Genomic DNA, 24,134 nt, shown 5'->3' with positions numbered 1-24,134 from the left:
GGTCCGTTCCTGGCATGCTGTGACGCATGGGGCATGAGGGGATGCGGGCCGGCGACAGCGACCGGCAGAAGGTCGCCGACCGGCTGAAGGCGGCGCTCGACGAGGGCCGGCTGGATCTGAGCGAGTACGACGAACGCGTCCAGCGGGCCTACGCGGCGAAGACCTACGGGGACCTGGACGGCCTGCTCGACGACCTGCCCGGCACCGTCCCGGTGGAGAAGTCGCAGGTCGTACCCCATGAAGGGGTTTCTGAGCCGGTTGCCGCGCCGGTCTCGAAGCATCAGGGCCGGTCCGGTTTCCCCGGCATGCTGGCGATCTTCGTGGTCTGCACCCTGGTCTGGGCGATGAGCAGCCTGGGCTCGGGTGAGCTCCAGTACTTCTGGCCCGGCTGGGTGTTGATCCCGGTCGCCTTCGCCTTCTTCGCCCAGTTCGGGAAACGACGCCACTGAGGCCGATATGGTCGAGTTGCCTGTCACGAACACGCCCGACAGCGGGTTACGCAACCCTCGGTTTGGCGTCGCTGTTACGGGCGCGTAGACTGGCTCGCTGGCGCGTAGCGTCCACTCCCTCATGTCCTCAAGCGCTTCGAGGAACCGGGGGGAGCCGTGGCTGGTCCGGGTCATTTCGGCCCGGAAACGACGTTGCGCAAGCCTGCCCCAAGAACCCGATGTCAGGTAGCGGAGGACATGCCAAAGAAAGACGGAGCCATCGAGATCGAAGGCCGAGTGATCGAGCCCCTGCCGAACGCCATGTTCCGCGTTGAGCTCGCCAATGGTCACAAGGTCCTGGCACACATCTCCGGGAAGATGCGCCAGCACTACATCCGCATCCTTCCCGAGGACAGGGTCGTCGTCGAGCTGTCGCCGTACGACCTGACCCGTGGGCGCATCGTCTACCGCTACAAGTAACCAAGGGTCGCGGGGTTTTCCCAACCCGTCTGACTGAGAGTTAAGGCAAACCGTGAAGGTCAAGCCGAGCGTCAAGCGGATCTGCAACAACTGCCGGGTCATCCGGCGGCACGGCCGGGTCATGGTCATCTGCTCCACCGACCCGCGCCACAAGCAGCGCCAGGGCTGAGTCCCGCGCAGGATCCGCACCACTGAAGAAGCTCGTCCCGGTCGTGGCTGTCCACGGCTGTACCCCCGGTCGGAGGCCGGGGCCCGCCAGGGCAGGTGGGGTGGGACGGGCACAGACCTCCGCGATCACAACGAGGAGTACGCCCAGCAATGGCTCGTCTCGTCGGCGTCGATCTTCCCCGCGAAAAGCGGATGGAGATCGCGCTCACCTACATCTACGGCATCGGCCGTACGCGCGCGGTCGAGGCACTGACCGCGACCGCGATTGACCTGAACAAGCGCGCCAAGGACCTCTCGGACGAGGAGCTGGTTCAGCTCCGCGACTACATCGAGGCCAACTTCAAGGTTGAGGGCGACCTGCGCCGCGAGGTCGCCGCGGACATCCGCCGCAAGGTCGAGATCGGCTGCTACGCCGGTATCCGCCACCGCAAGGGTCTGCCCGTCCGGGGCCAGCGGACCCGTACCAACGCTCGTACCCGCAAGGGTCCGAAGCGCACGGTCGCCGGTAAGAAGAAGCCCGGTCGGAAGTAATAGGAGCGCACTGACTTATGCCACCGAAGGCACGCGCTGGGGCCGCTGTAAAGAAGGTCCGGCGCAAGGAACGCAAGAACGTCGCCCACGGGCAGGCGCACATCAAGAGCACCTTCAACAACACCATCGTGTCGATCACCGACCCGACCGGTGCGGTCATCTCCTGGGCCTCGTCCGGCCAGGTGGGCTTCAAGGGCTCCCGCAAGTCGACCCCGTTCGCCGCGCAGCTCGCTGCCGAGGCGGCCGCCCGTCGTGCCATGGAGCACGGCATGCGCAAGGTCGACGTCTTCGTGAAGGGCCCCGGCTCCGGCCGGGAGACCGCCATCCGTTCGCTGCAGGCCGCCGGCCTCGAGGTCGGGCAGATCTCCGACGTCACGCCGCAGCCGCACAACGGATGCCGCCCGCCGAAGCGCCGCCGGGTTTAAGGAGGAGCTGAGATGGCTCGCTACACCGGAGCGGACTGCAAGCGGTGCCGCCGCGAGAAGATGAAGCTGTTCCTCAAGGGCAGCAAGTGCGACGGGCCGAAGTGCCCGTTCGAGTCGCGTCCCTTCCCGCCCGGCCAGCACGGCCGTGGTCGGACCAAGGAGACCGAGTACCTGCTCCAGCACCGTGAGAAGCAGAAGGCGCGTCGCGCGTACGGCGTGCTCGAGAAGCAGTTCCGCGGTTACTACGAGGAGGCTGTCACCAAGCCCGGCAAGACCGGTGAGGTGCTGCTCCAGATCCTCGAGTCCCGTCTGGACAACGTCGTCTACCGGGCCGGCTACGCCGCGTCCCGCGACATGGCCCGGCAGCTGGTCAAGCACGGCCACTTCCTGGTCAACGGCGTGAAGGTCGACATCCCGTCGTACCGGGTGAAGGAGAAGGACATCGTCACCCTGCGCGAGAAGTCGAAGGAGCTCACGCCCTTCGTCGTCGCGCAGGCGCAGGCGGGTTCCCGTCCGGTCCCGGCGTGGCTGGAGCCGATCCCCAGCGAGATGAAGATCCTGGTCCACACGCTTCCGGCCCGCGGTGTCATCGACACCCAGGTCCAGGAGCAGCTGATCGTGGAGCTTTACTCCAAGTAACAGGGTTGCCCGGCGCTTCTTCGAGGCGCCGGGCAAAACGGACGGCCATCAAATAGCGGGTGGCCCGACAGAAAGAAGAACAGCGTGCTCATCAGCCAGCGGCCGACCCTCTCGGAGGAGTCGCTCAGCGAGACCCGCTCCCGGTTCACCATCGAGCCTCTGGAGCCGGGCTTCGGCTACACCCTCGGTAACTCACTGCGGCGGACCCTGCTGTCGTCCATCCCGGGCGCGGCGGTCACCAGCATCAAGATCGACGGCGTGCTGCACGAGTTCACCACGATCCCCGGTGTCAAGGAGGACGTGGTCGAGCTGGTCATGAACGTCAAGGAACTGACCGTCAGCTCCGAGCACGACGAGCCGGTCAGCATGTACCTGCGCAAGCAGGGCCCGGGCGACGTGACCGCCGGCGACATCCAGCCCCCGGCCGGTGTCTCGGTGCACAACCCCGATCTGAAGCTGGCGACCCTGAACAGCAAGGGCCGCCTGGACATGGAGCTGACCGTCGAGCGCGGTCGTGGCTACGTCACCGCGGCGCAGAACAAGAACGCCGGCGCCGAGATCGGCCGGATCCCGGTCGACTCGATCTACTCGCCGGTGCTCAAGGTCACCTACCGCGTCGAGGCGACCCGTGTCGAGCAGCGCACCGACTTCGACCGCCTGATCATCGACGTCGAGTCGAAGGCGTCGATCTCCCCCCGGACCGCGCTGGCCTCGGCCGGCTCGACCCTCGTCGAGCTCTTCGGCCTCTGCCGTGAGCTGGACGAGACCGCCGAGGGCATCGACATCGGCCCGTCGCCGCAGGACGCGCAGCTCGCTGCCGACCTGGCCCTTCCGATCGAGGAGCTGGACCTCACCGTCCGGTCGTACAACTGCCTCAAGCGTGAGGGCATCAACTCGGTGGGCGAATTGATAGGGCGTACCGAGGCCGACCTTCTGGACATCCGGAACTTCGGCCAGAAGTCGATCGACGAGGTCAAGATGAAGCTCGCCGGAATGGGCCTGGGCCTGAAGGACAGCGCGCCGTCCTTCGACCCCGCGCACGTGGTCGACTCGTTCGGCGACGTGGACTACGACACCGACGACTACCGCGAGACCGAGCAGCTCTAAGAGCTCGGCTGCGCCACATTTCAAGGAGCATCGGAAATGCCCACGCCCACCAAGGGTGCCCGCCTCGGCGGCAGCCCGGCTCACGAGAAGCTCATCCTGGCCAACCTGGCCACCGAGCTCTTCCGGCACGGGAAGATCAAGACCACCGAGTCGAAGGCCAAGCGGCTGCGCCCGCTGGCCGAGCAGCTGGTCACGAAGGCCAAGCGCGGCGACCTGCACGCCCGTCGCCGGGTGCTGACCGTCGTGAAGGACAAGGACGTCGTGTACGCCCTGTTCGAGCAGATCGCTCCGCGGTACTCCAACCGCCCCGGTGGGTACACCCGCATCACCAAGATCGGCCCCCGCAAGGGTGACGCCGCCCCCATGGCGGTCATCGAGCTGGTCGAGGAGCTGCAGGTCGCGGCCACCACCTCCGGCCCGTCGAAGGAGGCCCGCAAGGCCGCCGCGCAGCAGGCCAAGGTCGAGGCGCTCGCGCCCGAGGAGGAGGTGCCCGCCAGCACCGACGCCGACCAGGACGCCGAGCCGCCGGTGAACGCTTCCGGTGACAAGGGCGCCGAGGGCCCGGGCGACCAGGCCGAGGGCGACGACACCAAGGCCTGAGTTCGATCATTGAGAGGCCCGGCACCCACTCTGGGTGCCGGGCCTTTCTCTGCACGACCATTCATTCGTACGGGCGAGGACGGTAATGACGGAGACGATTCGGCTGCGGCTGGACGTGTCGTACGACGGCGCCGACTTCTCCGGCTGGGCGGCACAGCCGTCACGCCGTACCGTCGCCGGGGTTCTGACCGAGGCCTTCGCCCGCCTGCTGGGGCCGGAGACGGCCCTCGGGCTCACCGTGGCCGGCCGCACCGACGCCGGGGTGCACGCCACCGGCCAGGTCTGCCACGTGGATCTGCCGGCCGACCGCTGGACCGAGCTGGAGTCGTCGCTGTTGCGGCGTCTCGCCGCGCTGATGCCGCCGGACGCCCGGGTACGGGCACTGGCGCCGGTGCCGGACACCTTCGACGCCCGGTTCTCGGCCACCTTCCGGCGGTACGAGTACCGCGTCGCGGACACGCCGTGGGGCCCGGAGCCGCTGCGCCGTCACGACACGCTCGGCTGGGTGCGCCCGCTCGACCTGGACCGGCTCAACGCCGCCGCGGCCGGGCTGCTGGGTGAGCACGACTTCGCGGCGTTCTGCAAGCGCAAGGAGCACGCCACCACGATCCGGGCGATCAACCGGCTGGACTGGCGCCGCGACCCGGACGGGGTCTGCGTGGCGACCGTGCAGGCCGACGCGTTCTGCCAGGCCATGGTGCGCAGCCTGGTCGGGGCGATGCTCACGGTGGGGGACGGGCGCCGGGATCCGGAGTGGCCGGCCGCGCTGCTCACGCTGCGGCAGCGGTCCAACGACGTGGTGGTGGCTCCGGCGCACGGGCTCACCCTGGTGGCGGTCGGGTATCCGGGCGAGGCGGAGTACGCGGCCCGCGCCGAGGCGACCCGTCGGCTGCGCGCCTGACCCGGACCTCAGGGGCGGCGGGACAGGACCGTCTCGCTCAGGTGGACGTCGAGCAGGTCGTGGGTGAGCTGGTCGAGCCGCGGTTCGTCGGCCGGGACCAGGGCGCCGTCCGGGCCGGTGATCACGCAGTACATCAGGTAGTGGCCGCGGGTCCGCCACACCACCGGGGTGCCCGCGCCGGTCGCCTCGCCGGACATCTGCGCGAACCCGCCGTCACCCGACTCGACCAGGTGACGGACCTGATCCGCGACGGCCGTCGCGCCGGTGGCGTCCGGCAGGTTCAGCATGCCGGCGGTCACCCGGTAGTCGGCGTACGGGACGGTGAGAGCGGCCCGGACCGCCTGCGAGCACCCGTACCGCTGAAGGGTGAAGCGCAGGGCGCCGGTGACCGCGACCGTGCAGTCGGCCGTGAGGCCGGTCTCCCGCACGCCGAAGGCGATGGAGCCGCCGGGGAAGACCTCGGCCTCGGTGAGCGGCTCGGGATCCACCGCACGGGAGGCGATGAGCTGGTCGATCTCGGCGGCGGCGAGCCGGCGCGGGGTGGCGTCACGCTCGTCGGCGACGAACAGGACGCCCAGCATCACGCAGATGCCGAGCACGATCAGCGCGGCCAGACCGCGGGTCAGCAGGTGAGCGGTCCGATACGGTTCACGCCAGGCGTGCCGTTGGGACCGGGCCGGCCGTCGATGGCGGCTCGGCGTGGAAAGCCGGATCAGGCCGGGGGTGGCGTGCCGCATGCGCTCAAGCTAGGCGCGCACACTGATCTATGAACGCACACGGTGTCCGCCACCCCGCCGCCGTCGTGTCCTCCGTTGCGCGGGAGACTGGGCCGGTGAGCGCCGACCACTACTTCTCCGCCGAGCCGGACGCGCCGATGCGCCGCGGTGAGATCGAGTTCAACGTCGCCGGCCGGGACTACCGTCTGGCCGTCGCCTCCGGGGTCTTCTCGGCCGGCCGGCTCGACCCGGGCACCGCGGTCCTGCTGCGCAAGGCCGGGCTGCCGGGCGCCGTCACCGAGGGCACGCTGCTCGACCTGGGCTGCGGCTACGGCCCGATCGCGTGCGTGCTGGCCAGTGAGGCGCCGGGCGCCACCGTCTACGCCGTCGACGTCAACGCGCGGGCCCGTGACCTGGCGAGCGAGAACGCCGAACGGCTCGGTCTGGCCGGCCGGGTGCTGGTGCGGGCCCCGGAGGAGGTGCCGGCCGACGTCACCTTCACCGAGATCTGGAGCAATCCGCCCACCCACATCGGCAAGGCCGGGCTGCACACGCTGCTGGAGCGCTGGCTGCCCCGGCTCGCCCCGGACGGGGTCGCCTGGTTGGTGATCAACCGGAACCTGGGTGGCGACTCGCTGCACTCCTGGCTCGCCGGGCTCGGCTGGACGGTCGAGCGGACGGCCAGCCAGCGCGGTTTCCGGGTGCTGCGGGTCACCGGAAAATCGACTGACTGATCCGGTCCGTACAGGGAGGATGCCCGGCATGGGTTACGTGGATGTCGCCGGTGCCGGGTTCGTGCTCCCGGACGGGCGTGAGCTCTTCACCGACGTGTCGTTCCGGGTCGGCGAGGGCGCGAAGGTGGCGCTCGTCGGACCCAACGGCGCCGGCAAGACCACGCTCATGCGGATGGTGGCGGGTGACATCCCGACGCAGAGCGGCGTGATCGCGCGGTCCGGTGGGCTCGGTGTGATGCGGCAGTTCATCGGGATGATCGGCGACGACCGCACCCTCGAGGATCTCGCGCTGTCGCTGGTGCAGCCGGCGCTGCGCGCGGCGGGCGAGCGACTGCGCACGGCCACCGCGGCCCTCGACGAGACCGAGAAGACCCAGATCGCGTACGCGAACGCGCTCGCCGGCTGGGGTGAGGTCGGCGGGTACGACGCCGAGGTGCTGTTCGACACGGTGGCGGTGTCCATCCTCGGCCGGCCATGGGAGGAGACCCGGCACCGGATCGTGCGGACCCTCTCCGGCGGCGAGCAGAAGCGGTTCGCCCTCGACCTGCTGCTCCGCGGCGCCGACGAGGTGCTGCTGCTGGACGAGCCGGACAACTTCCTCGACGTGCCCGCCAAACGCTGGCTGGAGCAGCGGCTGCGCGAGTCGAACAAGTCGGTGCTGTACGTCTCGCACGACCGGGAGCTGCTGGCCCAGACCGCGGACCGGGTGGTCGCCGTCGAGGGTGGCGGCGCGTGGACCCATCCGGCCGGGTTCGCCTCCTGGCACGAGGCCCGGGTGCACCGGCACGAACGGCTCGAGGAGAACCGGCGGCGCTGGGACGAGGAGCACGAGAAGCTCAAGGAACTCGTGCTCACGCTGCGGAACAAGGCGGCCTTCAACGACGGGCTGGCCTCGCGCTACCAGGCCGCGCAGACCCGGCTCCGCAAGTTCGAGGAGGCCGGGCCGCCGCCACTGCCGCCCAAGGACCAGGCGGTGAAGATGAACCTGCGCGGTGGGCGTACCGGGAAGCGGGCGGTCATCTGCGAGCAGCTCGAGCTGGAGAACCTGACGTTCCCGTTCGACTGCGAGATCTGGTACGGCGACCGGGTCGCGGTGCTGGGCGCCAACGGCACCGGCAAGTCGCACTTCCTGCGGCTGCTCGCGGCCGGCGGCAGCGACCCGGATCTGGAGCACAAGCCGGTGGACGGGGCGCCGCTGGCGTACGTGTCCCACGACGGGGTGGCGAGGCTCGGCGCCCGGGTCCGGCCGGGGCACTTCTCGCAGACCCACGACCGGCCGGAGCTGGTGGAGAAGACGCTCGTCGAGATCCTGTGGCGGGGCGACGAGCACCGCTCCGGGACGGACCGGGCCGGCGCGATGAAGGCGCTCAACCGGTACGAGCTGGCCGCCCAGGGCGACCAGCGGTTCGGCACGCTCTCCGGTGGACAGCAGGCACGGTTCCTGGTGCTGCTGCTGGAGTTGTCGGGGGCCACCCTGCTGCTGCTCGACGAGCCGACCGACAACCTGGACCTGGCCTCGGCGGAAGCGCTGGAGGAGGGGCTGAAGGCGTTCGACGGCACGGTGATCGCTGTCACGCACGACCGCTGGTTCACCCGCTCCTTCGACCGTTTCCTGCTGTTCAGGGGCGACAACGAAGTTGTGGAGGTCCCTGAACCGGTCTGGGACGTCCGCTAGTTTTCCTGTCACGGACCGGTTAGGGTCCGATTACCACCAACCCCACGGGAGTCCGGGCACCGGGCTGAGAGGGGGGCTGAAGCGGCCCCCGACCGTCGAACCTGATCCGGATAATGCCGGCGCAGGGAGGAGTGCTTCATGCACGTGGCGTTCCCTCGCATACATGTCATAACCGACACGTTGGACGTTGTCCGTGGTGTCGCCGGGCTTGACGACATCGCGGTGCAGATCCGGGTGAAATCCCACGACGCCGCGGCGTACGCGCTGGTCGTCGCGGCCCTGGAGATCTGCCGCCCGGTCGGCACGATGGTCCTGGTCAACGATCGGGTCGGGGTGGCGCTGGCAGCGGGCGCGGACGGCGTCCACGTCGGCGCCGACGACCTGCCGGTCGAGGCCGCCCGCCGGGTTCTCGGGCCGGGCGCGATCGTCGGCGCCACCTGCCGGACACCCGCGGCCGCGCGCGCGGCCGTCGCCGCCGGAGCGAGCTACCTCGGCGCCGGGCCGGCGTTCCACACCACCACCAAGGACGGGCTGCCACCACCGCTCGGGCCGGCCGCGATCGCCGCGGTCGCCGAGGCGGTTCCGGGTACGCCGGTCCTCGCGATCGGTGGGATCACCGCTGACCGGGTGCCGCTTCTCGCGGTGCACGGGGTGGCGGCGGTCTCCGCCTTCGCGGCGGACCCGAAGGGAGCTGCCGCGGAATTCCTGGCGGTTCTGCCATGACCGCCGGTTCCGCCGCGGCCCCGGACCCGCTTGCGGGCGGCGCCCGGTCCGGCCCGCGCGTCGCCGTCGTCGGCGGCGGCATCATCGGGCTCGCCGTCGCCGCCGAGCTGCTCGACCGTGGGGCCGACGTCACCGTCTACGACCCCGCGCCTGGCGGGACGGACGGCGCCTGGCACGTGGCCGCCGGGATGCTCGCGGGCGGCCGTGAGTCGGCTTTCGAATACCCGCACCTCGCCCGGCTGCTGGAGGCGTCCCACGAGCTGTGGCCGTCGTTCGCGGCGGGGCTCGGTGACGTCGGCTTCGACGAGGCGGGCACGCTGTCGGTGGCGCTGACCGCCGATGACGTGGCCGATCGCGCACGCGAGTGGAAGCACCAGAAACTGGCCCGGCTCAGTGGCTCCCAGCTGCGGGACCTCGAGCCGGCACTGTCGCCGCGGGTGCGGGCCGGGGTCTTCGCACCGGCGGACGTCCAGGTCGATCCGCGCAAGGTGGTGGCGGCGCTGCGCTCGTCGCTCACCGGCCGCATCGTCGAGCGGCGTGTCACGGACATGTCCGGACCGGACGCGGACGTGACGGTCGTCGCGGCCGGCTGCGGGACCGCCGCGCTCACCGGGCTGCCGATCCGGCCGGTCAAAGGCCAGGTGCTGCGCCTGCGCGGCGAACCCGGCCTGCTCCGCCACGTGATCGAGGGCGCGGCCGACGGACGGCACGTCTACCTGGTCCCGCGCGCCGACGGCGAGGTCGTGGTCGGCGCCACCCAGGAGGAGCGGGCCGACCGGCAGCTCACCGCGGGCGGCGTGCACGACCTGCTGCGGGCCGCCCTCGACCTGGTGCCCGGCCTGGCCGAGCACGAGATCACCGAAGGGACCGTGGGCCACCGGCCGGGCAGCCCGGACAACGCGCCGCTGCTCGGGTTCCTCGACGACAGCCGCCGCACCGTGGTCGCGGCCGGCCACCACCGCAACGGGATCCTGCTCGCCCCGATCACCGCACGACTCATCGCCGACCTGGTGCTCACCGGTTCGGCGGACCCACTGCTCGAAGCGTTCGCGCCCGGGAGGTTCGGATGAAGCTGACGATCAACGGCCAGACCCAGGACCGGTCCGGCACCTGCTCGGTGGCGACCCTGGTGGCCGAGATCATCGCGGCCCAGCGCGGGGTCGCCGTGGCGGTCAACGGGACGGTCGTGCCGCGTTCCGCCTGGGGGCGGGTCGATCTCGCCGACGGGGACCGGATCGAGGTCCTCACCGCGGCGCAGGGAGGGTGACGATGTTCCTTCCGGAGAACGGGCTGATCCTCGGCACCGGCGGGGCGAACAGTCTCGCCGCCCTGGAGGAGGCCGTCGTCGCGTCCGAGACCACGCTGGTCACCGTGGCGCTGCGCCGGGTCGACGCGGCCGGGCCGGGACTGCTGCCGATGCTCGACCGGCTCGGCGTACGGGTGCTGCCCAACACGGCCGGCTGCTACACCAGCGGGGACGCGGTCAAGACCGCCCAGATGGCCCGGGAGGCGTTCGAGACCGACCTGATCAAGCTGGAGGTGATCGGCGACGAGCGGACCCTGCTGCCGGACGGTGTGGAACTGCTCAAGGCCGCGGAGATCCTGGTGGCGGACGGGTTCACGGTCCTGCCGTACACCAGCGACGACCCGATCCTGGCCCGCCGCCTGGCCGACGCCGGGTGCGCCGCCGTCATGCCGGCCGGTTCGCCGATCGGCTCCGGTCTGGGCATCTCCAACCCGCATCACATCGAGTTGATCGTGCAGGGCGTCGACGTGCCGGTGGTCCTCGACGCCGGGATCGGCACCGCCTCGGACGCCGCCCTCGCCATGGAGCTCGGCTGCGACGCGGTCCTGATCGCCAGTGCCATCACCCGCTCCGACGACCCGGCGGCGATGGCCGCGGCGATGCGGCACGCGGTCACGGCCGGGCGGCTCGCCCGCGCCGCCGGGCGGATCCCACGCCGCTTCCACGCGCTGGCGTCCACCCAGGACGACGGGATCGCCGAATGGTGACCCCCGGCGGGCTCGTCGTGCTCACCGATCGGCGGTCCGCCGCCGGGCCGTTGCCCCAGGTGGTCGCGGCGGCGGTCCGCGGCGGCGCGGCGTGGGTCGTTCTGCGGGAGCGCGATCTCCGGTACGCCGAACGCGCGGCCCTGGCAGCCGAGTTGCGATCGTCGCTGCCCCCGGGCCGGTTGATCGTCGCCGGGCCGGACCCGTTGGGCGGCGACGCCGTGCACCTGGCCGGTGGTGATCCGCTGCCGTCCGGGGTTCCGCTGGTGGGCCGCTCCTGGCACGGGACCGAGCCGCTGTCCGGCGTGGACTACGTGACGGTCTCGCCGGTCTATCCCACCGACTCCAAACCGGGGTACGGTCCCGCGCTCGGGGTCACGGGGGCCACCGAGCTGTGTGCGCCGGTGCCCTGGCTGGCGCTGGGTGGGATCGACTCGCCGTCGCGGGCGGCCGAATGCGCGGCGGCCGGGGCCGCGGGGATCGCGGTGATGGGCGCGGTGATGCGCTCGGCCGACCCGGAGTCCACGGCCCGGGAACTGGCGACCGCGTTCGCCGCCGCCCCGGCCGCCGCCGGTCGAGGGGGTGGGTGGTGACTCCGCCGGTGGTGTTGACGATCGCCGGGTCGGACTCCGGTGGGGGCGCCGGGATCCAGGCGGACCTGAAGACGTTCGCGGCGCTGGGGGCGTTCGGCACGTCGGTGATCACGGCGATCACCGCGCAGAACACGCTCGGTGTCACGGCCATCCACCCGGTGCCCGCCGAGATCGTGGCCGCGCAACTCGACGCCGTGCTGTCCGACCTGCCGGTGGCCGCCGTGAAGGTCGGGATGATCTCCGACCCGGCGGTGGCCAAGGTGATCGCCGCCCGGGCCGCGGAGCTGCCGAACCTCGTCGTCGATCCGGTTCTGGTGGCCACCGCGGGCAGCCGGCTCGGCGAGGTCGATGTGGTCGGGGTGCTCACGGCGTACCCCTGCGTCTTGACACCGAACCGGCACGAAGCCGGCGCCCTCCTCGGAAGGGTGATCGAGACGGCCGAGGAGATGGTCTCGGCGGCGGCCGAGCTGGCGGCGCGTGGCCCGCGTGCCGTCGTGGTCACCGGGAGTGAGCTGGCGCTGGATGTCCTGCACTACGCGGGGGAGACCACGCCGCTGCGCGGGGAGCCGGTGGCGACCGTGAACAACCACGGCTCGGGCTGCACGTTCTCGTCGGCGATCGCGGTGCGGCTGGCGGCCGGCGATGCGGTTCCGGAGGCGGTCGCGGCGGCCAAGGAGTACGTGAACCGCGGCCTGCGTGGTGGCGCTCAGTGGCGGCTCGGGGCGGGACCCGGGCCGCTGGACCACTTCGGCTGGTCCGTCTAGATCTTCCGGCCGGGGCGGCGGTCGAGGATGCCCGCTGCCATGTGATGCCGGGTTTGTACTACTTTGGGAGGTCTCGTGAGGCGCAAGGTCTACGTGGAAGGTCCCCGCCCGGACATCCGGGTGCCGTTCACCGAGGTGGTGCTCACCGGCGACCACCCGCCGGTGCGGCTCTACGACACATCCGGCCCCGGCAGCGAACCCGCGGTCGGGCTGCCGCCGCTCCGGAAACCCTGGCAGACCGGCCGCACCCAGCTGGCCAGTGCGCGGGCCGGGGTCGTCACGCCGGAGATGGAGTACGTCGCGGTCCGCGAGGGCGTCGCGCCGGAGGTGGTCCGCGACGAGATCGCGGCCGGGCGGGCCGTGCTGCCGGCCAACCGGAACCACCCCGAGTCCGAGCCGATGATCATCGGGTCCCGGTTCCTGGTGAAGGTCAACGCGAACATCGGCACCTCGGCGGTCACCTCGTCCATCGACGAGGAGGTCGAGAAGCTCACCTGGGCCACGCGATGGGGCGCGGACACGGTGATGGACCTCTCCACCGGGCCGCACATCCACGAGACCCGCGAGGCGATCGTCCGGAACTCCCCGGTGCCGATCGGAACCGTGCCGCTCTACCAGGCGCTGGAGAAGGTCAAGGGTGATCCGCTCAAGCTGACCTGGGAGATCTTCCGGGAGACCGTCATCGAGCAGGCCGAGCAGGGCGTCGACTACATGACGATCCACGCCGGGGTGCTGCTGGCCTACGTGCCGCTGGCCGCGGAACGGATCACCGGGATCGTCTCCCGGGGCGGGTCGATCATGGCGGCCTGGTGTCTCGCCGAGCACCGGGAGAACTTCCTCTACACGCACTTCCGGGAGCTGTGCGAGATCTTCCGGGAGTACGACATCACGTTCTCGCTCGGGGACGGGCTGCGGCCCGGGTCGATCGCGGACGCCAACGACGAGGCGCAGTTCGCCGAGCTGCGGACCCTCGGGGAGCTGACGCACATCGCGTGGGAGTACGACGTCCAGGTCATGGTCGAGGGGCCGGGACACGTGCCCATGCACAAGATCAAGGAGAACGTGGATCTCCAGCAGGAGCTGTGCTCGGGGGCGCCGTTCTACACGCTCGGGCCACTCGCCACCGACATCGCGCCCGCCTACGACCACATCACGTCGGCCATCGGGGCGGCGATGATCGGGATGTTCGGTACGGCGATGCTCTGCTACGTGACCCCCAAGGAGCACCTGGGGCTGCCGAACAAGGAGGACGTCAAGGCCGGGATGATCGCCTACAAGATCGCGGCGCACTCGGCCGACCTGGCCAAGGGGCACGCGGGGGCGCAGGAGTGGGACGACGCGCTGTCCCGGGCCCGGTTCGACTTCCGCTGGGAGGACCAGTTCGAGCTGGCCCTCGACCCGGAGACCGCCCGTTCCTACCACGACGAGACGCTGCCGGCGGCTCCGGCCAAGACGGCGCACTTCTGTTCCATGTGCGGGCCGAAGTTCTGTTCCATGCGGATCAGCCACGAGATCCGGGCGGCGGGGATGAAGGCCAAGTCCGAGGAGTTCGTCTCGGCCGGCGGGCGGGTGTATCTGCCGGTCACGCCCACGGCCTAGCGGTGCGGCGGGGGGGGCGCCCGGGGGGGGCCCCCCCCCCCCCCCCCCGCCCCCGGGGGGGGGGGGGGGGGGGGGGGGGGGCGGGCCCCCCCCCCCCCGCGTCCGTTCAGACCGGATGGTGGTGGCCGCGGTACCTCTCGACCCGCTACGGGTCAGTTGCCGAGGCCGTTCACCCAGTCGACGTAGTCCTCCTCCTTGCGGCCGCCCATCGCGCCGCGCTGGGCCGGGGCGGGAGCGACCGGCGGCGGGGCGATCGGCTGGGGCTGCGGCAGCGGGGCGCTGATCGGGGTCGGCTCGGGAGTGAGCGGGGCACGGCTCGCGACCCGCGGGTGCCCGGCCGTGAAACCGTTGAACGAACCGCTGTCACCGGTCAGGGCCGGGGACGGCGCGGGGGCTTCGGGCGTGCCGCGTCGCGTACGCCATCCGCGCCGGAGGCCGGCGCCGCGCTTGGCGGGCTGCTGTCCGGAGAAGCGCGGCTCGGCGTCGGCGGAGGCCGCGCCGGAGGTGTAGGTGGCGCCGGGCGATGCCGCGGCGAGGTCCTGCAACGGGTGCGGGCGGTCGCCGGCGCCCACGGCGAACACGCCGGTGTCGGACGGCCGCAGCTGCTCCTCGGGGCGCTGGGCCGCGGCCGCCGCGGCGGCCGCGATCGCCGACTGCACCGGTACGTCGCGGCGCGGCAGGCTGGCGCGGCCGGAGACGGGCTCCGGCTTGGCGTCGGCGGGCGAGTCGTCGGCGGGGGCGTCCGGCTCCGCGGCGGGGGCCGGCTCGGAGCCGCCACCGCGGACGATCGCGGCCAGGACCGAGCCGAGCACACCGGCGCCGGCCGCGGTCATCGCCGCCCAGTACGGGCTGAGCTCGAAGCCGGCCGCCGAACCGGGGCCGGCGATCAGGTAGGCGACGGTCAGCAGGACCGGGCCGGTCAGGCCGCTGAGCGCCACCGCGAGGGTGGACAGTTTCCGGCTCCGGGCCACCAGCCCGAGGATCAGGCCGGTGAGCAGCGCCAGCACGGGCATCGTGACGAACGGCGTGTGCTCGGTGGCGGCGGCCGGGATCAGCCGGCCCTCGAGCACGCCCAGGCGGGCCGCGACCGGGCTCTGGCCGGGCAGCAGGGACGGCACGACGGAGATCAGCGCGACGACCCAGACGACGACGCTCAGGGTGGCGACGCTCCAGCGGGCCACCGGCTTCGCGGCGGCGGCGGCCGCGGCGAAGATGCCGACCGCGGCGGCGAGCACGGCACAGATGCCGATGACGACGACCGGCTGCACGCCGGCCACCTGGGCGGCGCGGGCCGGCTGCATGGTCAGCGGCAGGACGGCGAGGGCGCCGACGCCGGCGGCCAGGCCCATCGCGAGGGAACCGGCGGCACCGACCGGGCGGGGCGACCAGCGGGGCCGGAGTCCGGTGGCGACCACGGCGCCGAGCGCCGCGGCGGTCATCGTGATCCACGCGACCCAGGCGAGTTGTGCTGTCCACTGATCACGCTGGGTGACTTCCAGAGTCTGGTCGAGCCGCACCATGCCGAGTCCGTAAGCGATGCCGAGTTGACCTGCCCCGACGACGGCGGCGGCCATGGTGGTGGCGGCTAACAGCTTCAGCCAGCTCCGAAATGCCATGCCGGGCACGTTACGGAATGTTCCGCAGGATGCGCCAGTCCGGGTCGTCCTTCTTAAGGCGGCCTAAAGTCGTAACCGTCTATGATCGATAAACTTCTATTGACAATTGGTTACCTACGGTAATCTCCGGGCGAACGGCGAGCGACTTGCCAGAACGATGGTCCGGAGTGGACACTGTCGCGCACCGGACAACGAGTCCGTCGTGTCGTGCCAAACCTTGCCACCGTGGTCGCGGGACGAAACTCCCAGATAGTGGTTGGAACGAATATGGTGTCCGGTGACCGTGACTTCACGGATGGTTACGTGTGACGTATTCGTGCACGTCAGTGCTGGTGACGAGATCGGTGCACGGGTTTCACCCGGACGGGCGGGCCGGTTCCGGGAGGTTCCAGACTTCCCAAAGGCCCCGGCGTTCTGATGAAATCGCCGCGCCGGAAACGCGGGCGCCGGACGGGGCCGGACCGCGACCGCCGACAGACCGGCTCCAACCGTGGTGCGGAGCGGTGACGACCGCGAAGGAGATGTCGTGAGCACGGGATCCTCGACCCTGGCTGCGCGACGTGGTGGCTTCCTCGGTCTGCGCAACGCACGACTGCGCGCGAAACTCGCCGGTCTGCTCGTCATCCCGCTGGCCGCGGTGCTCGCGCTGGCGACCGTACGGCTCATGGAGGTCGGCGAGCGCGCCACCGACGCCGAACGGGTGGCCCAGCTCGCCGACCTGGGCACCGGCCTCGCCACCCTGACCCGGGCGCTGCACGACGAGCGGATGGCCGCCGTCGAATACCTGTCCGGGCTGGACGTGCCGGAGACCGGATACCGCGAGGCGATCAAGGCGGTGGACTCGCAGACCCGCGTCCTGCGCGCCGACCGTGCCGAGATCACCGAGGTGCCGGCCCGGGTCGACGACCGCCTCGACCTGATCGATCAGCACCTGACCGGGCTCGCCGCGCTGCGGGTCGCGGTCAGCGGGCGGACCGGGGAGGACCCGGCCGGCGCCAACCAGCGATACAGCGACACCCTGGCCGTCCTGTCCGGCTACGAGTCGCTGCTCAGCCAGGTCGCCGAGCCGGGACCGGTCGCCGACGGGCTGCGCTCGCTCGCCGCCTTCTCCGAGCTGGAGACCGCGGTCGCCGAGCAGGGCGCGGTGGCGTACGTGGCCCGGGTCACCGGCAACCTCGACGCCGACCGGCAGAAAGCGCTCACCACCGCCCAGGTCACCCGGGCCGGGGCGCTCGCCGACTTCCGCGCGGGCGCCGCCCGGGAACAGATCGCCCTGGTCGACTCGGTCATCGGCGACGAGGCGGTGACCCGCGCCGACGAACTGTCCACCCGGCTCACCGGACCCACCGCCGCCGGAGCGGCCGAGATCACCGAGGCCTTCGGCGACGTCACCGAACTGCTGCGCGGCGCCGAACGGCAACTGGAGGAGCAGGTCGTCGCGGCCGCCGAGGACGAGAGCGAGAGCACCGGACGGCGGTCCACCATCGAGTTCGTGCTGGTGCTGCTGGTCGTGATCGCGGCCGTGGCGCTCGCCGTCTACCTCGGCCGCTCGCTGCTGCTGTCGGTCCGCCGCCTGCGGGAGGGCGCGCTCGCCGTCGCCCACCGGGACCTGCCCGACGTGGTGAGCCGCCTGCACGACGCCGAGAACCTCGGTGAAGGCGGCGTCGAGCGGATCCTGGCGCAGACCCGGGACCCGATCGAGATGCCCGAGCAGGACGAGTTCGGCCAGGTCGCCGAGGCGTTCAACATGGTGCACCGGGAGGCCGTACGGGTCGCGGCGGAACAGGCGGCGCTGCGTACCAGCGTCTCCACGATGTTCCTGAGCCTGGCCCGGCGCAGCCAGTCCCTGGTCGACCGGATGATCGGCGAACTCGACCAGATCGAGCGGATGGAGGAGGACCCGAAGCGGCTCGCCCGCCTCTTCGAGCTGGACCACCTCGCCACCCGGATGCGCCGCAACGACGAGAACCTGCTGGTGCTGGCCGGCGCCGAGGTCGGCACCCCGCGCCGCGAGGACGCGCTGCTGATCGACGCGCTGCGGGCCGCCCAGTCCGAGGTCGAGCTCTACCACCGGATCGAGTTCGGCACCCTCGACACCGACGTGCTGGTCGCCGCGGCCGCCGTCAACGACGTGGTACGCCTGATCGCCGAACTGCTGGACAACGCCACCCGCTTCTCCCCGCCGAGCACCGTGGTGGTGGCGCACGGCGGCCGCTCCGGCGATCACGCCGTGGTCCAGGTGGAAGACCGAGGGCTGGGCATCTCCGCCGACCAGATGGAGCAGCTCAACCGGCGGCTCAGCGAGCCGTCCGAAGTGGATGTGGCCACCTTCCGCCTGATGGGCTTCGCGGTGATCGGGCGGCTGGCGTCCCGGCACGGCATCCGCGTCGAGCTGCGGCCCGGCCCCGAGGGCGGCACCCTCGCCGAGGTGATCCTGCCGGCCGACATCGTGGTGCTGCCCGGCGCGCCGGCCGCCCCGCCGTCCCGGGCCGCCAGCTGGACCCGGCCGGGCCCGCCGCCGCAGGCGCCCGCCGGCATGCCGCGCACCGTGGAGAGCCGGCCGCCGATCCGTACCGCCGCGCCCGTCTCGCCGCCGGTGCGCACCTACCCGGCCGTGGCGCCCGTCGAACCGGACTTCGACCCGACCCCGGACCGGCCGCCGCTGCCGACCCGTACGCCCCAGCCGGCCGACGCCCCGGCCCCGGCTCCCGCTCCGGCCCCGGCCCCGATTCCTGCTCCGGCTCCGGCCCCGGTCGCCTTGCCGCCGGTCGCCTTGCCGCCGGTCGCCTTGCCGCCGGTCGCCGCGCCGCCGGTCGCCGCGCCGATCCGGATGGAGGTCCAGCACAGCTGGTTCGCCGGTGATCCGCCGGCCACCAGCCAGCAGGGCATGCCGACGGCCGGATACGCGCCACCGCCGACCGCGGTCACGGTCAAATCCGAGCCGGTCGAGGCCACCATGCCGAAACCACGCTCGTCCGCCGAGGACCGCTGGCGCACCGCGGCCGACGAGGGCTGGCAGCGGGCCATGGCGGCCTCCGCCCCCCAGGACGGCGGCACCACCCGGTCCGGCCTGCCGAAGCGGGTACCACAGGCGCAACTCGTACCCGGTGGGGTGCACGAGATCCCACGGGCACAACATCGTCGCAGTCCCGATGAGGTTCGCGGCCTGCTTTCCGCGTACCACAGGGGAGTGCAACGAGGGCGGACGGACGGCGTGGCCGAAACCGCCGCCGCGGCAACACCGGCTCCTAAGGAGAGGGAACAGTGACCAGGCCCCCCACCATGCAGGACATGGGCTGGCTGCTCAGCAACTTCGCGGACAGCGTCGCCGGCATCGCGCACGTGGTCGCGGTCTCGGCCGACGGGATTCTGCTGGCCTCGTCCCGGGATCTGCCCCCGGACCGGGCCGACCAGCTGGCCGCGATCACATCCGGCGTGGTCAGCCTCACCGACGGCGCGTCCCGGATGTTCAGCGCCGGCGCGGTGCAACAGACCATCATCGAAATGGAGAGCGGCTATCTTTTCCTGATGTCCATCAGCGACGGTTCCTCGATGGCCGTCCTGGCGGCGCGCAGTTGCGACGTCGGCCAGGTCGGTTACGAGATGGCCCTGCTGGTGGAACGCGTCGGTGCGGCCCTGTCGCCGGCGCCCCGCGAGGCCGTCAGTTACTAGCGCCGGGTCCGACAGACCCGGCGGAGACGAGGTGACCGCGTCATGACAGAGCCGCAGGATCCCCGGGGCAACCTGGTGCGGCCGTACGCGGTCACCCGTGGCCGGACCGAACCGATCCGGGACATCCCGATCGAGGCGGTCCTGATCGCCAGTACGGCGGCCGTGCAGGAGGCACGGTTCGCCGGGCACGACAAGTACCGCATAGCCGTGCTGTGCGAGCCGAAGGCGCTGTCACTCGCCGAGTTGGCGGCGCACACCCGGCTGCCCCTGGGGGTGGCCCGGGTGCTTGTCGCCGACATGGTGGCCGACGGGCTGCTTCAGCTGCACAGTGCCGCTCCCAAGACGGGGTTCACGGAGCGGATGGACCTCTTGGGAAGGGTGTTGGGTGGACTTCGCAAGCTCTGAGCGGACGGGGCCGCATCCCGCGGAGATCACGTCCGCGAAGATCGTCGTCGCGGGTGGTTTCGGTGTGGGGAAGACGACCCTCGTCGGGGCGGTCTCCGAGATCGAGCCGCTGACCACCGAGGCGGTGATGACCGTGGCCGGTGCCGGTATCGACGACGCGTCGAAGGTGCCAGGCAAGGAGAGCACCACGGTCGCGATGGACTTCGGCCGCATCACGATGGCCGACGACCTGATCCTCTACCTCTTCGGAACCCCGGGTCAGACCCGGTTCTGGTTCATGTGGGACGAGCTGATCCGGGGTGCGGTCGGCGCCGCGGTGCTGGTCGACACGCGACGGCTCACCGACGCCTTCGCACCACTGGACTATTTCGAGAACCGGCATCTGCCCTACCTCGTCGCGGTCAACTGCTTCGACGGCGCGCCACGCTACGAGCCCGGCGAGGTGCGTGAGGCGCTCGCCATCCCGGCGCGGGTGCCGCTGCTGATGTGCGACGCGCGGCATCGCGAGTCGGTCAAGGCCGTGCTGATCGGGGTGGTCGAGCATGCGATGGCGACCCTGGTTGCCGAGCACGAGGCCGCGGCGGTCGGCTGATCCACGCCGGGCGCACACCTTCCCCGATCTGGTCCTGCGGACCGATCGCCTGGTGCTGCGGGGGCTGCGCGAATCGGACGCCGGCGACGTCGTCGCCGGCGCCGCGGACGAGCTCACCCAACGGTGGCTGCCGTTGCCCCGGCCCTACACCGAGCGGCACGCGCTGCTGCTCATCAACCGGCTGGCCCCGGGCGCCCGGGCCACCGGCCGGGGCCTGGTCCGCGCGGTCGAGCACGCGGGCGTCCTCGCCGGGGTGATCGACCTCAAACGCGCGGACTGGATGGCCCGCTCGGTCGAGATCGGCTACTGGGCCATGCCGGCCGTCCGCGGCCGCGGCGTGACCACCGAGGCGGTCACCGTCCTCACCCGCTGGGTGCTGCACGACGTCGGCTTCGAACGCGTCGAGCTCCGCGCCGCCCCCGGCAACCACGCCTCCCACCGGGTCGCCGTCAAGGCCGGCTTCGTCGCCGAGGGCGTCGCCCGCAACGCCGGCACGCTCCGCACCGGCCGTACCGACCTGACCGTCTACAGCCGCATCCGCAGCGACCCCTGAAGATCGAAATCAGGATGTCGTGGCCGGGTGGGGGGTCCAGACCGCTGCTCCCGCCGAGGGCCCGGCGTGACTCGCTGGCCGCTGGCGCGTCCAGACCGCTCCCCACCCCGGGCGACGTGCGTGAGCGGTCGCGCTCCCCCCGACCCCGGCCCGCTTCGCCCGGCGCTCGTGAGAGGGCTGGTGGTGGGGCTGTTTCGAGGGCCCGGGACAGCACTGAGGACCGGCCGGGGGTTCGGGGTCGAGGGCGACCGCTCACGCACGTCGCCGGGTGGGGGTGGCCGTTCAGGAGCCGCCAGGCGACTGGCCGCCCGCGCCCGGCCCTCGGCGGGAGCAGCGGTCTGTACCACCCACCCGGCCACGACGTCCTGGTTCTGATCCTCAGGTGGGGATGCGGTAGCCGCGCTTGACGACCGTCTGGACCACGCCCGGGAGGGCGAGGCCGGCGCGGAGACGGGCGACGGCCATCTCGACCGCGTGTTCGTCGGCGCCGCGGGGGAGCGCCTGGAGGAGGGCGGCGCGGGACAGGACGCGGCCGGGGGAGCCGGCCAGGGCGCGCAGCACCGCCATCGGGGCGGGCGCGAGCGGGCGCAGTTCGCCGTCGACGATGGCGGCGTGGCCGCGCAGGGTCAGGGAGTGGCCGGAGACCTGCAGGGTGACGGCGCGTTTGGGCAGCTCGTCGACGATGGTGCGGACCAGCGAGTTCAGGCGGGCGCGGCCGGGAACGACCACCGGAATGCCGTGCCGGCGCAGCGGGGCCGAGGTGACCGGGCCCACGCAGGCGGCCAGGACGTCGTCGCGGAGAGCGTCCAGGAGGGCGTCGGCGCCGGTGCCGGCGGCGCGCAGCACGGCCTGGACGGCGGCGGCCGAGGTGAACGTCACGGCGTCGACCAGACGGGCGATGATCAGGTCGACCAGGCGGTGCAGCGGCGCCGGATCGGTGGGCGGCGCCCAGCGGTAGACCGGCAACTCGATCACGCGGGCGCCGGCCGACTCGAGCGCCTCGGTGTACTCCGGCTGGCTCTCGCCGTGCAGCTGCATGGCCACCGTCCGGCCGTCGACGCCGCGCGCGGTCAGATGCTCGACGACCTCCTCGTAGCCCTCGCCGTCCGGTGACCAGTCGTCGCGCAGGCCGGCGGACCGGACCGCGGCCTTGGCCTTCGGACCACGGGCGACCAGGTAGGCGCCGGACAGCACGGCCCGCAGCGGCTCGGCCAGGCCCCAGCCCTCCGCCGCTTCCAGCCAGCCGCGCATGCCGATACCGGTGTTGACCAGCACGATGTCGGGTGGACTGTCCAGACAGGCGCGGGTGGCGGCCCGCAGTTCGGCGTCGTCGGAGATGGGGACGATGCGCAGCGCGGGAGCCACCACGACGCGGGCGCCGCGCGCCTCCAGAAGGGTGGACAGCTCGTCCTTGCGGCGGTCCGCGGTCACGCCGACGGTGTAACCGGACAGCGACGCGGCCGGCTCCGCCAGTGCGGCAGCCGTCAGCACCGCGCGCCGGGCGCCCGGGGTGCGGTCGATCATCCGATCCCCGGGCCGAGAAGTCGCGGCGTGGCCGAACGGTCCACCGAAGGGCACGCTCGAAGCCCGCCGTCCTCAGCGTCGACCCGCTCCCATGCCACGCTTGCGGTCCTCGCCGTACCTCCGTCCGGGGCACGCCGCGACTCCTCCTCACCGAACCGGGCAACCGGTCCGGCGAACACCGTCAGGTCCGTCCTCAACCCTGACGGTGGTCTCTCCATGGTGCGCCCGAGAGCCCGGCTTCGGCCACCGCCGTGCCGCGTCGTCGGGAGTTGCGCACCGTTGGCCATGACCGAAGCGTGCCGGGGGCGAATTTCGGCATAGCGTCCCGTTTGTTTCAGGCCTGCTAAGTCGCCGCGGTGGGATACGCCACCCGCGTCGGGCGTGTCCGTGGCGCGGAGTATGCTTGCTCTGCTTGGGGTTCCACAGGGCTGAGTGTCTGCAACTAGGATGCTCGCCGGTTCACTGGTGCCCTGAACACCGCCTGTTTTGACCGCTCGCCGCGTAGCCGGGTATTGTTGCCTGCTGTTGTGCGACTGTTGCGAGTGGTCCCTGTGCGGGGTCGCTTGACGCATCTGCTCGATGCGACCAGCGCGCGCCCCCAGACCGACGACGAGACAAGGTAATTCTGTGCGTACGTACAGCCCGAAGCCGGGTGAGATCGAGCGTCAGTGGCACATTATCGACGCTTCTGACGTCGTTCTGGGCCGCCTGGCTACCCACACGGCCAACCTCCTGCGCGGTAAGCACAAGCCGACGTTCGCCCCGCATGTCGACACCGGCGACTTCGTGGTGATCATCAACGCCGGCAAGGTGGCGCTTACCGGTAACAAGCGTCAGACCAAGGTCGCCTACCGGCACTCCGGCTACCCCGGTGGTCTGAAGCAGGTCGGCTACGAGGAGCTCCTGACCAAGCGTCCGGAGAAGGCGATCGAGCTGGCCGTCAAGGGCATGCTCCCGCACAACAAGCTCGCGCGGCAGATCATCAAGAAGCTGAAGGTCTACCCGGGCGCCGAGCACCCGCACGCCGCTCAGCAGCCCCAGCCGTTCGAAATCAAGCAGATCGCGCAGTGAGCGCGGGAGAAGGCAGCAGCATGTCCGACATCATCGAGCCCGAGGTCGTCGAGACCGTCGAGGAGCCCGCTGAGACGGTCGTCGTCGTTGAGACGGCCGCGCCGGCCCCGGTCCGCGCCCCGCGCCCCGGTGACCGTCCGGTCCAGACCGTCGGCCGCCGCAAGGAGGCCATCGTCCGGGTGCGCCTGGTGCCCGGCACCGGCAAGATCACCTGCAACGGTCGTGACCTGGAGAACTACTTCCCCAGCAAGGTGAACCAGCAGCTCATCCGTGAGCCGCTCGTCACCGCTGAGCGCGCCGAGCAGTTCGACGTCATCGCCAACCTGCGCGGCGGCGGCATCACCGGCCAGGCCGGTGCCCTGCGTCTCGCCATCGCCCGGGCCCTGATCACCGTCGAGCCCGACGACCGCCCGGCCCTGAAGAAGGCCGGCTTCCTGACCCGTGACGCCCGGGTCAAGGAGAGCAAGAAGTACGGTCTCAAGAAGGCCCGTAAGGCTCCGCAGTACTCGAAGCGCTGATTTTTTCACGCCTCGTCTGAAACGACGGCCGAGTTCGTCCCCCATCCGGGGGATGCGCTCGGCCGTCGATGTTTCCCACCTCTCCTCCCC

28 protein-coding genes and 1 riboswitch are annotated in these 24,134 nt (G+C 71.7%); of the genes, 25 read left to right on the top strand and 3 right to left on the bottom strand.

All coding sequences use genetic code 11. From position 1 onward, the window contains the following. The first annotated feature begins 26 nt into the window (after window positions 1-26). From J5X75_RS20805 to truA, 9 genes are all read left to right on the top strand, one after another. Window positions 27-449, top strand: coding sequence for a DUF1707 SHOCT-like domain-containing protein (locus J5X75_RS20805; RefSeq protein WP_238488677.1), 423 nt, complete (start codon window positions 27-29; stop codon window positions 447-449). A 237-nt stretch (window positions 450-686) separates the two neighbouring features. Further along, window positions 687-908, top strand: coding sequence for a translation initiation factor IF-1 (gene infA / locus J5X75_RS20800; RefSeq protein ID WP_007073013.1), 222 nt, complete (start codon window positions 687-689; stop codon window positions 906-908). 52 nt (window positions 909-960) lie between these two features. Beyond that, window positions 961-1,077, top strand: coding sequence for a 50S ribosomal protein L36 (gene rpmJ, locus J5X75_RS20795; protein ID WP_014440745.1), 117 nt, complete (start codon window positions 961-963; stop codon window positions 1,075-1,077). Between the two features lie 149 nt (window positions 1,078-1,226). Next, on the top strand, window positions 1,227-1,607 hold the full coding sequence (rpsM, locus tag J5X75_RS20790) for a 30S ribosomal protein S13 (RefSeq protein WP_204296038.1): 381 nt from the start codon (window positions 1,227-1,229) through the stop codon (window positions 1,605-1,607). A gap of 17 nt (window positions 1,608-1,624) precedes the next feature. After that, complete coding sequence (rpsK, locus tag J5X75_RS20785) at window positions 1,625-2,032, top strand: 30S ribosomal protein S11 (RefSeq protein ID WP_014440747.1); 408 nt, start codon at window positions 1,625-1,627, stop codon at window positions 2,030-2,032. Window positions 2,033-2,044: 12 nt separating this feature from the next. Continuing rightward, the gene (gene rpsD / locus J5X75_RS20780; protein WP_183222847.1) at window positions 2,045-2,671 is read left to right on the top strand and encodes a 30S ribosomal protein S4; all 627 of its coding nucleotides are present in this window, start codon (window positions 2,045-2,047) and stop codon (window positions 2,669-2,671) included. Between the two features lie 84 nt (window positions 2,672-2,755). After that, window positions 2,756-3,778 (top strand): DNA-directed RNA polymerase subunit alpha, encoded by a 1,023-nt coding sequence (locus J5X75_RS20775; protein WP_093618743.1) that lies wholly within the window; start codon window positions 2,756-2,758, stop codon window positions 3,776-3,778. A gap of 36 nt (window positions 3,779-3,814) precedes the next feature. After that, window positions 3,815-4,378, top strand: a complete 564-nt coding sequence (gene rplQ / locus J5X75_RS20770) for a 50S ribosomal protein L17 (RefSeq protein ID WP_208469086.1) — start codon at window positions 3,815-3,817, stop codon at window positions 4,376-4,378. 85 nt (window positions 4,379-4,463) lie between these two features. Continuing rightward, entirely contained in the window at window positions 4,464-5,279 is an 816-nt protein-coding gene (truA, locus tag J5X75_RS20765; protein ID WP_208469085.1) for a tRNA pseudouridine(38-40) synthase TruA, read from the top strand. Window positions 5,280-5,287: 8 nt separating this feature from the next. Here truA and J5X75_RS20760 read toward each other — a convergent pair whose 3' ends face one another. Continuing rightward, window positions 5,288-6,016 carry a hypothetical protein gene (locus J5X75_RS20760; RefSeq protein ID WP_208469084.1) on the bottom strand — a complete coding sequence of 243 codons (729 nt, stop codon included), beginning with the start codon at window positions 6,014-6,016 and terminating at the stop codon, window positions 5,288-5,290. A 95-nt stretch (window positions 6,017-6,111) separates the two neighbouring features. Between J5X75_RS20760 and J5X75_RS20755 the strand changes: the two genes are divergently transcribed. The 9 genes from J5X75_RS20755 (at window position 6,112) to thiC (ending at window position 14,093) form a co-directional block, all read left to right on the top strand. Then, window positions 6,112-6,729 (top strand): class I SAM-dependent methyltransferase, encoded by a 618-nt coding sequence (locus J5X75_RS20755; RefSeq protein WP_208469083.1) that lies wholly within the window; start codon window positions 6,112-6,114, stop codon window positions 6,727-6,729. Window positions 6,730-6,757: 28 nt separating this feature from the next. Further along, window positions 6,758-8,404, top strand: a complete 1,647-nt coding sequence (locus tag J5X75_RS20750; RefSeq protein WP_208469082.1) for an ABC-F family ATP-binding cassette domain-containing protein — start codon at window positions 6,758-6,760, stop codon at window positions 8,402-8,404. A 34-nt stretch (window positions 8,405-8,438) separates the two neighbouring features. After that, window positions 8,439-8,549, top strand: a riboswitch (TPP riboswitch). Then, window positions 8,543-9,127 (top strand): thiamine phosphate synthase, encoded by a 585-nt coding sequence (locus J5X75_RS20745; RefSeq protein ID WP_208469081.1) that lies wholly within the window; start codon window positions 8,543-8,545, stop codon window positions 9,125-9,127. Its footprint overlaps the riboswitch before it by 7 nt. Next, a complete protein-coding gene (gene thiO, locus J5X75_RS20740) occupies window positions 9,124-10,197 on the top strand; it encodes a glycine oxidase ThiO (RefSeq protein ID WP_208469079.1) in 1,074 nt (357 codons plus the stop codon). Before J5X75_RS20745 ends, thiO begins: the two co-directional genes overlap by 4 nt. Next, window positions 10,194-10,394 carry a sulfur carrier protein ThiS gene (gene thiS / locus J5X75_RS20735; protein WP_208469077.1) on the top strand — a complete coding sequence of 67 codons (201 nt, stop codon included), beginning with the start codon at window positions 10,194-10,196 and terminating at the stop codon, window positions 10,392-10,394. The genes thiO and thiS overlap by 4 nt, the downstream gene beginning before the upstream one ends. 2 nt (window positions 10,395-10,396) lie before the next feature. Next, on the top strand, window positions 10,397-11,140 hold the full coding sequence (locus tag J5X75_RS20730) for a thiazole synthase (protein ID WP_208469075.1): 744 nt from the start codon (window positions 10,397-10,399) through the stop codon (window positions 11,138-11,140). Continuing rightward, window positions 11,134-11,730, top strand: a complete 597-nt coding sequence (locus J5X75_RS20725; protein WP_208469073.1) for a thiamine phosphate synthase — start codon at window positions 11,134-11,136, stop codon at window positions 11,728-11,730. Before J5X75_RS20730 ends, J5X75_RS20725 begins: the two co-directional genes overlap by 7 nt. Then, the gene (gene thiD, locus J5X75_RS20720) at window positions 11,727-12,494 is read left to right on the top strand and encodes a bifunctional hydroxymethylpyrimidine kinase/phosphomethylpyrimidine kinase (RefSeq protein WP_208469070.1); all 768 of its coding nucleotides are present in this window, start codon (window positions 11,727-11,729) and stop codon (window positions 12,492-12,494) included. The genes J5X75_RS20725 and thiD overlap by 4 nt, the downstream gene beginning before the upstream one ends. Window positions 12,495-12,569: 75 nt before the next feature. Beyond that, window positions 12,570-14,093 (top strand): phosphomethylpyrimidine synthase ThiC, encoded by a 1,524-nt coding sequence (gene thiC / locus J5X75_RS20715; protein ID WP_208469069.1) that lies wholly within the window; start codon window positions 12,570-12,572, stop codon window positions 14,091-14,093. Window positions 14,094-14,245: 152 nt separating this feature from the next. Here thiC and J5X75_RS20710 read toward each other — a convergent pair whose 3' ends face one another. Then, window positions 14,246-15,709 carry a hypothetical protein gene (locus J5X75_RS20710; RefSeq protein ID WP_208469068.1) on the bottom strand — a complete coding sequence of 488 codons (1,464 nt, stop codon included), beginning with the start codon at window positions 15,707-15,709 and terminating at the stop codon, window positions 14,246-14,248. A 526-nt stretch (window positions 15,710-16,235) separates the two neighbouring features. On the opposite strand from J5X75_RS20710, the gene J5X75_RS45535 reads away from it, so the two are divergent. Genes J5X75_RS45535 through J5X75_RS20685 form a run of 5 tightly spaced genes read left to right on the top strand, consistent with a single transcriptional unit; the run spans window position 16,236 to window position 20,931 of the window. Continuing rightward, window positions 16,236-18,977 (top strand): sensor histidine kinase, encoded by a 2,742-nt coding sequence (locus J5X75_RS45535; RefSeq protein WP_307798180.1) that lies wholly within the window; start codon window positions 16,236-16,238, stop codon window positions 18,975-18,977. Continuing rightward, window positions 18,974-19,381 carry a roadblock/LC7 domain-containing protein gene (locus tag J5X75_RS20700; protein WP_208469066.1) on the top strand — a complete coding sequence of 136 codons (408 nt, stop codon included), beginning with the start codon at window positions 18,974-18,976 and terminating at the stop codon, window positions 19,379-19,381. The genes J5X75_RS45535 and J5X75_RS20700 overlap by 4 nt, the downstream gene beginning before the upstream one ends. 42 nt (window positions 19,382-19,423) lie before the next feature. Beyond that, window positions 19,424-19,786, top strand: coding sequence for a DUF742 domain-containing protein (locus tag J5X75_RS20695; protein ID WP_208469064.1), 363 nt, complete (start codon window positions 19,424-19,426; stop codon window positions 19,784-19,786). Beyond that, window positions 19,767-20,378 carry a GTP-binding protein gene (locus J5X75_RS20690; RefSeq protein WP_208469063.1) on the top strand — a complete coding sequence of 204 codons (612 nt, stop codon included), beginning with the start codon at window positions 19,767-19,769 and terminating at the stop codon, window positions 20,376-20,378. Before J5X75_RS20695 ends, J5X75_RS20690 begins: the two co-directional genes overlap by 20 nt. Next, entirely contained in the window at window positions 20,329-20,931 is a 603-nt protein-coding gene (locus J5X75_RS20685; RefSeq protein ID WP_208469061.1) for a GNAT family N-acetyltransferase, read from the top strand. Before J5X75_RS20690 ends, J5X75_RS20685 begins: the two co-directional genes overlap by 50 nt. A 378-nt stretch (window positions 20,932-21,309) precedes the next feature. Here the strand turns inward: J5X75_RS20685 and J5X75_RS20680 are convergent, their stop codons facing one another. After that, on the bottom strand, window positions 21,310-22,455 hold the full coding sequence (locus tag J5X75_RS20680; RefSeq protein ID WP_208469059.1) for a uroporphyrinogen-III synthase: 1,146 nt from the start codon (window positions 22,453-22,455) through the stop codon (window positions 21,310-21,312). 627 nt (window positions 22,456-23,082) lie between these two features. Here J5X75_RS20680 and rplM point away from each other — a divergent pair. Both rplM and rpsI read left to right on the top strand, forming a co-directional pair. Next, window positions 23,083-23,526: a 50S ribosomal protein L13 gene (rplM, locus tag J5X75_RS20675; RefSeq protein ID WP_014440773.1), complete on the top strand. Its 444-nt coding sequence runs from the start codon at window positions 23,083-23,085 to the stop codon at window positions 23,524-23,526. A 20-nt stretch (window positions 23,527-23,546) separates the two neighbouring features. Then, window positions 23,547-24,044, top strand: a complete 498-nt coding sequence (gene rpsI, locus J5X75_RS20670; protein WP_183222868.1) for a 30S ribosomal protein S9 — start codon at window positions 23,547-23,549, stop codon at window positions 24,042-24,044. The last annotated feature ends 90 nt before the right edge of the window (window positions 24,045-24,134 follow it).

Source organism: Actinoplanes flavus (assembly GCF_017592555.1).
GTDB classification, from domain to species: domain Bacteria; phylum Actinomycetota; class Actinomycetes; order Mycobacteriales; family Micromonosporaceae; genus Actinoplanes; species Actinoplanes flavus.
This window is presented reverse-complemented; position numbering and strand designations above follow the sequence as displayed.

Coding starts and splice junctions, on each gene's coding strand:
- J5X75_RS20805 (WP_238488677.1), top strand. CDS start 27: ATGGGGCATGAGGGGATGCGGGCCGGCGACAGCGACCGGCAGAAGGTC.
- infA (WP_007073013.1), top strand. CDS start 687: ATGCCAAAGAAAGACGGAGCCATCGAGATCGAAGGCCGAGTGATCGAG.
- rpsM (WP_204296038.1), top strand. CDS start 1,227: ATGGCTCGTCTCGTCGGCGTCGATCTTCCCCGCGAAAAGCGGATGGAG.
- rpsK (WP_014440747.1), top strand. CDS start 1,625: ATGCCACCGAAGGCACGCGCTGGGGCCGCTGTAAAGAAGGTCCGGCGC.
- rpsD (WP_183222847.1), top strand. CDS start 2,045: ATGGCTCGCTACACCGGAGCGGACTGCAAGCGGTGCCGCCGCGAGAAG.
- rplQ (WP_208469086.1), top strand. CDS start 3,815: ATGCCCACGCCCACCAAGGGTGCCCGCCTCGGCGGCAGCCCGGCTCAC.
- truA (WP_208469085.1), top strand. CDS start 4,464: ATGACGGAGACGATTCGGCTGCGGCTGGACGTGTCGTACGACGGCGCC.
- J5X75_RS20760 (WP_208469084.1), bottom strand. CDS start 6,016: ATGCGGCACGCCACCCCCGGCCTGATCCGGCTTTCCACGCCGAGCCGC.
- J5X75_RS20750 (WP_208469082.1), top strand. CDS start 6,758: ATGGGTTACGTGGATGTCGCCGGTGCCGGGTTCGTGCTCCCGGACGGG.
- J5X75_RS20745 (WP_208469081.1), top strand. CDS start 8,543: ATGCACGTGGCGTTCCCTCGCATACATGTCATAACCGACACGTTGGAC.
- thiO (WP_208469079.1), top strand. CDS start 9,124: ATGACCGCCGGTTCCGCCGCGGCCCCGGACCCGCTTGCGGGCGGCGCC.
- thiS (WP_208469077.1), top strand. CDS start 10,194: ATGAAGCTGACGATCAACGGCCAGACCCAGGACCGGTCCGGCACCTGC.
- J5X75_RS20730 (WP_208469075.1), top strand. CDS start 10,397: ATGTTCCTTCCGGAGAACGGGCTGATCCTCGGCACCGGCGGGGCGAAC.
- J5X75_RS20725 (WP_208469073.1), top strand. CDS start 11,134: ATGGTGACCCCCGGCGGGCTCGTCGTGCTCACCGATCGGCGGTCCGCC.
- J5X75_RS20710 (WP_208469068.1), bottom strand. CDS start 15,709: ATGGCATTTCGGAGCTGGCTGAAGCTGTTAGCCGCCACCACCATGGCC.
- J5X75_RS20695 (WP_208469064.1), top strand. CDS start 19,424: ATGACAGAGCCGCAGGATCCCCGGGGCAACCTGGTGCGGCCGTACGCG.
- J5X75_RS20685 (WP_208469061.1), top strand. CDS start 20,329: ATGCGATGGCGACCCTGGTTGCCGAGCACGAGGCCGCGGCGGTCGGCT.
- J5X75_RS20680 (WP_208469059.1), bottom strand. CDS start 22,455: ATGATCGACCGCACCCCGGGCGCCCGGCGCGCGGTGCTGACGGCTGCC.
- rpsI (WP_183222868.1), top strand. CDS start 23,547: ATGTCCGACATCATCGAGCCCGAGGTCGTCGAGACCGTCGAGGAGCCC.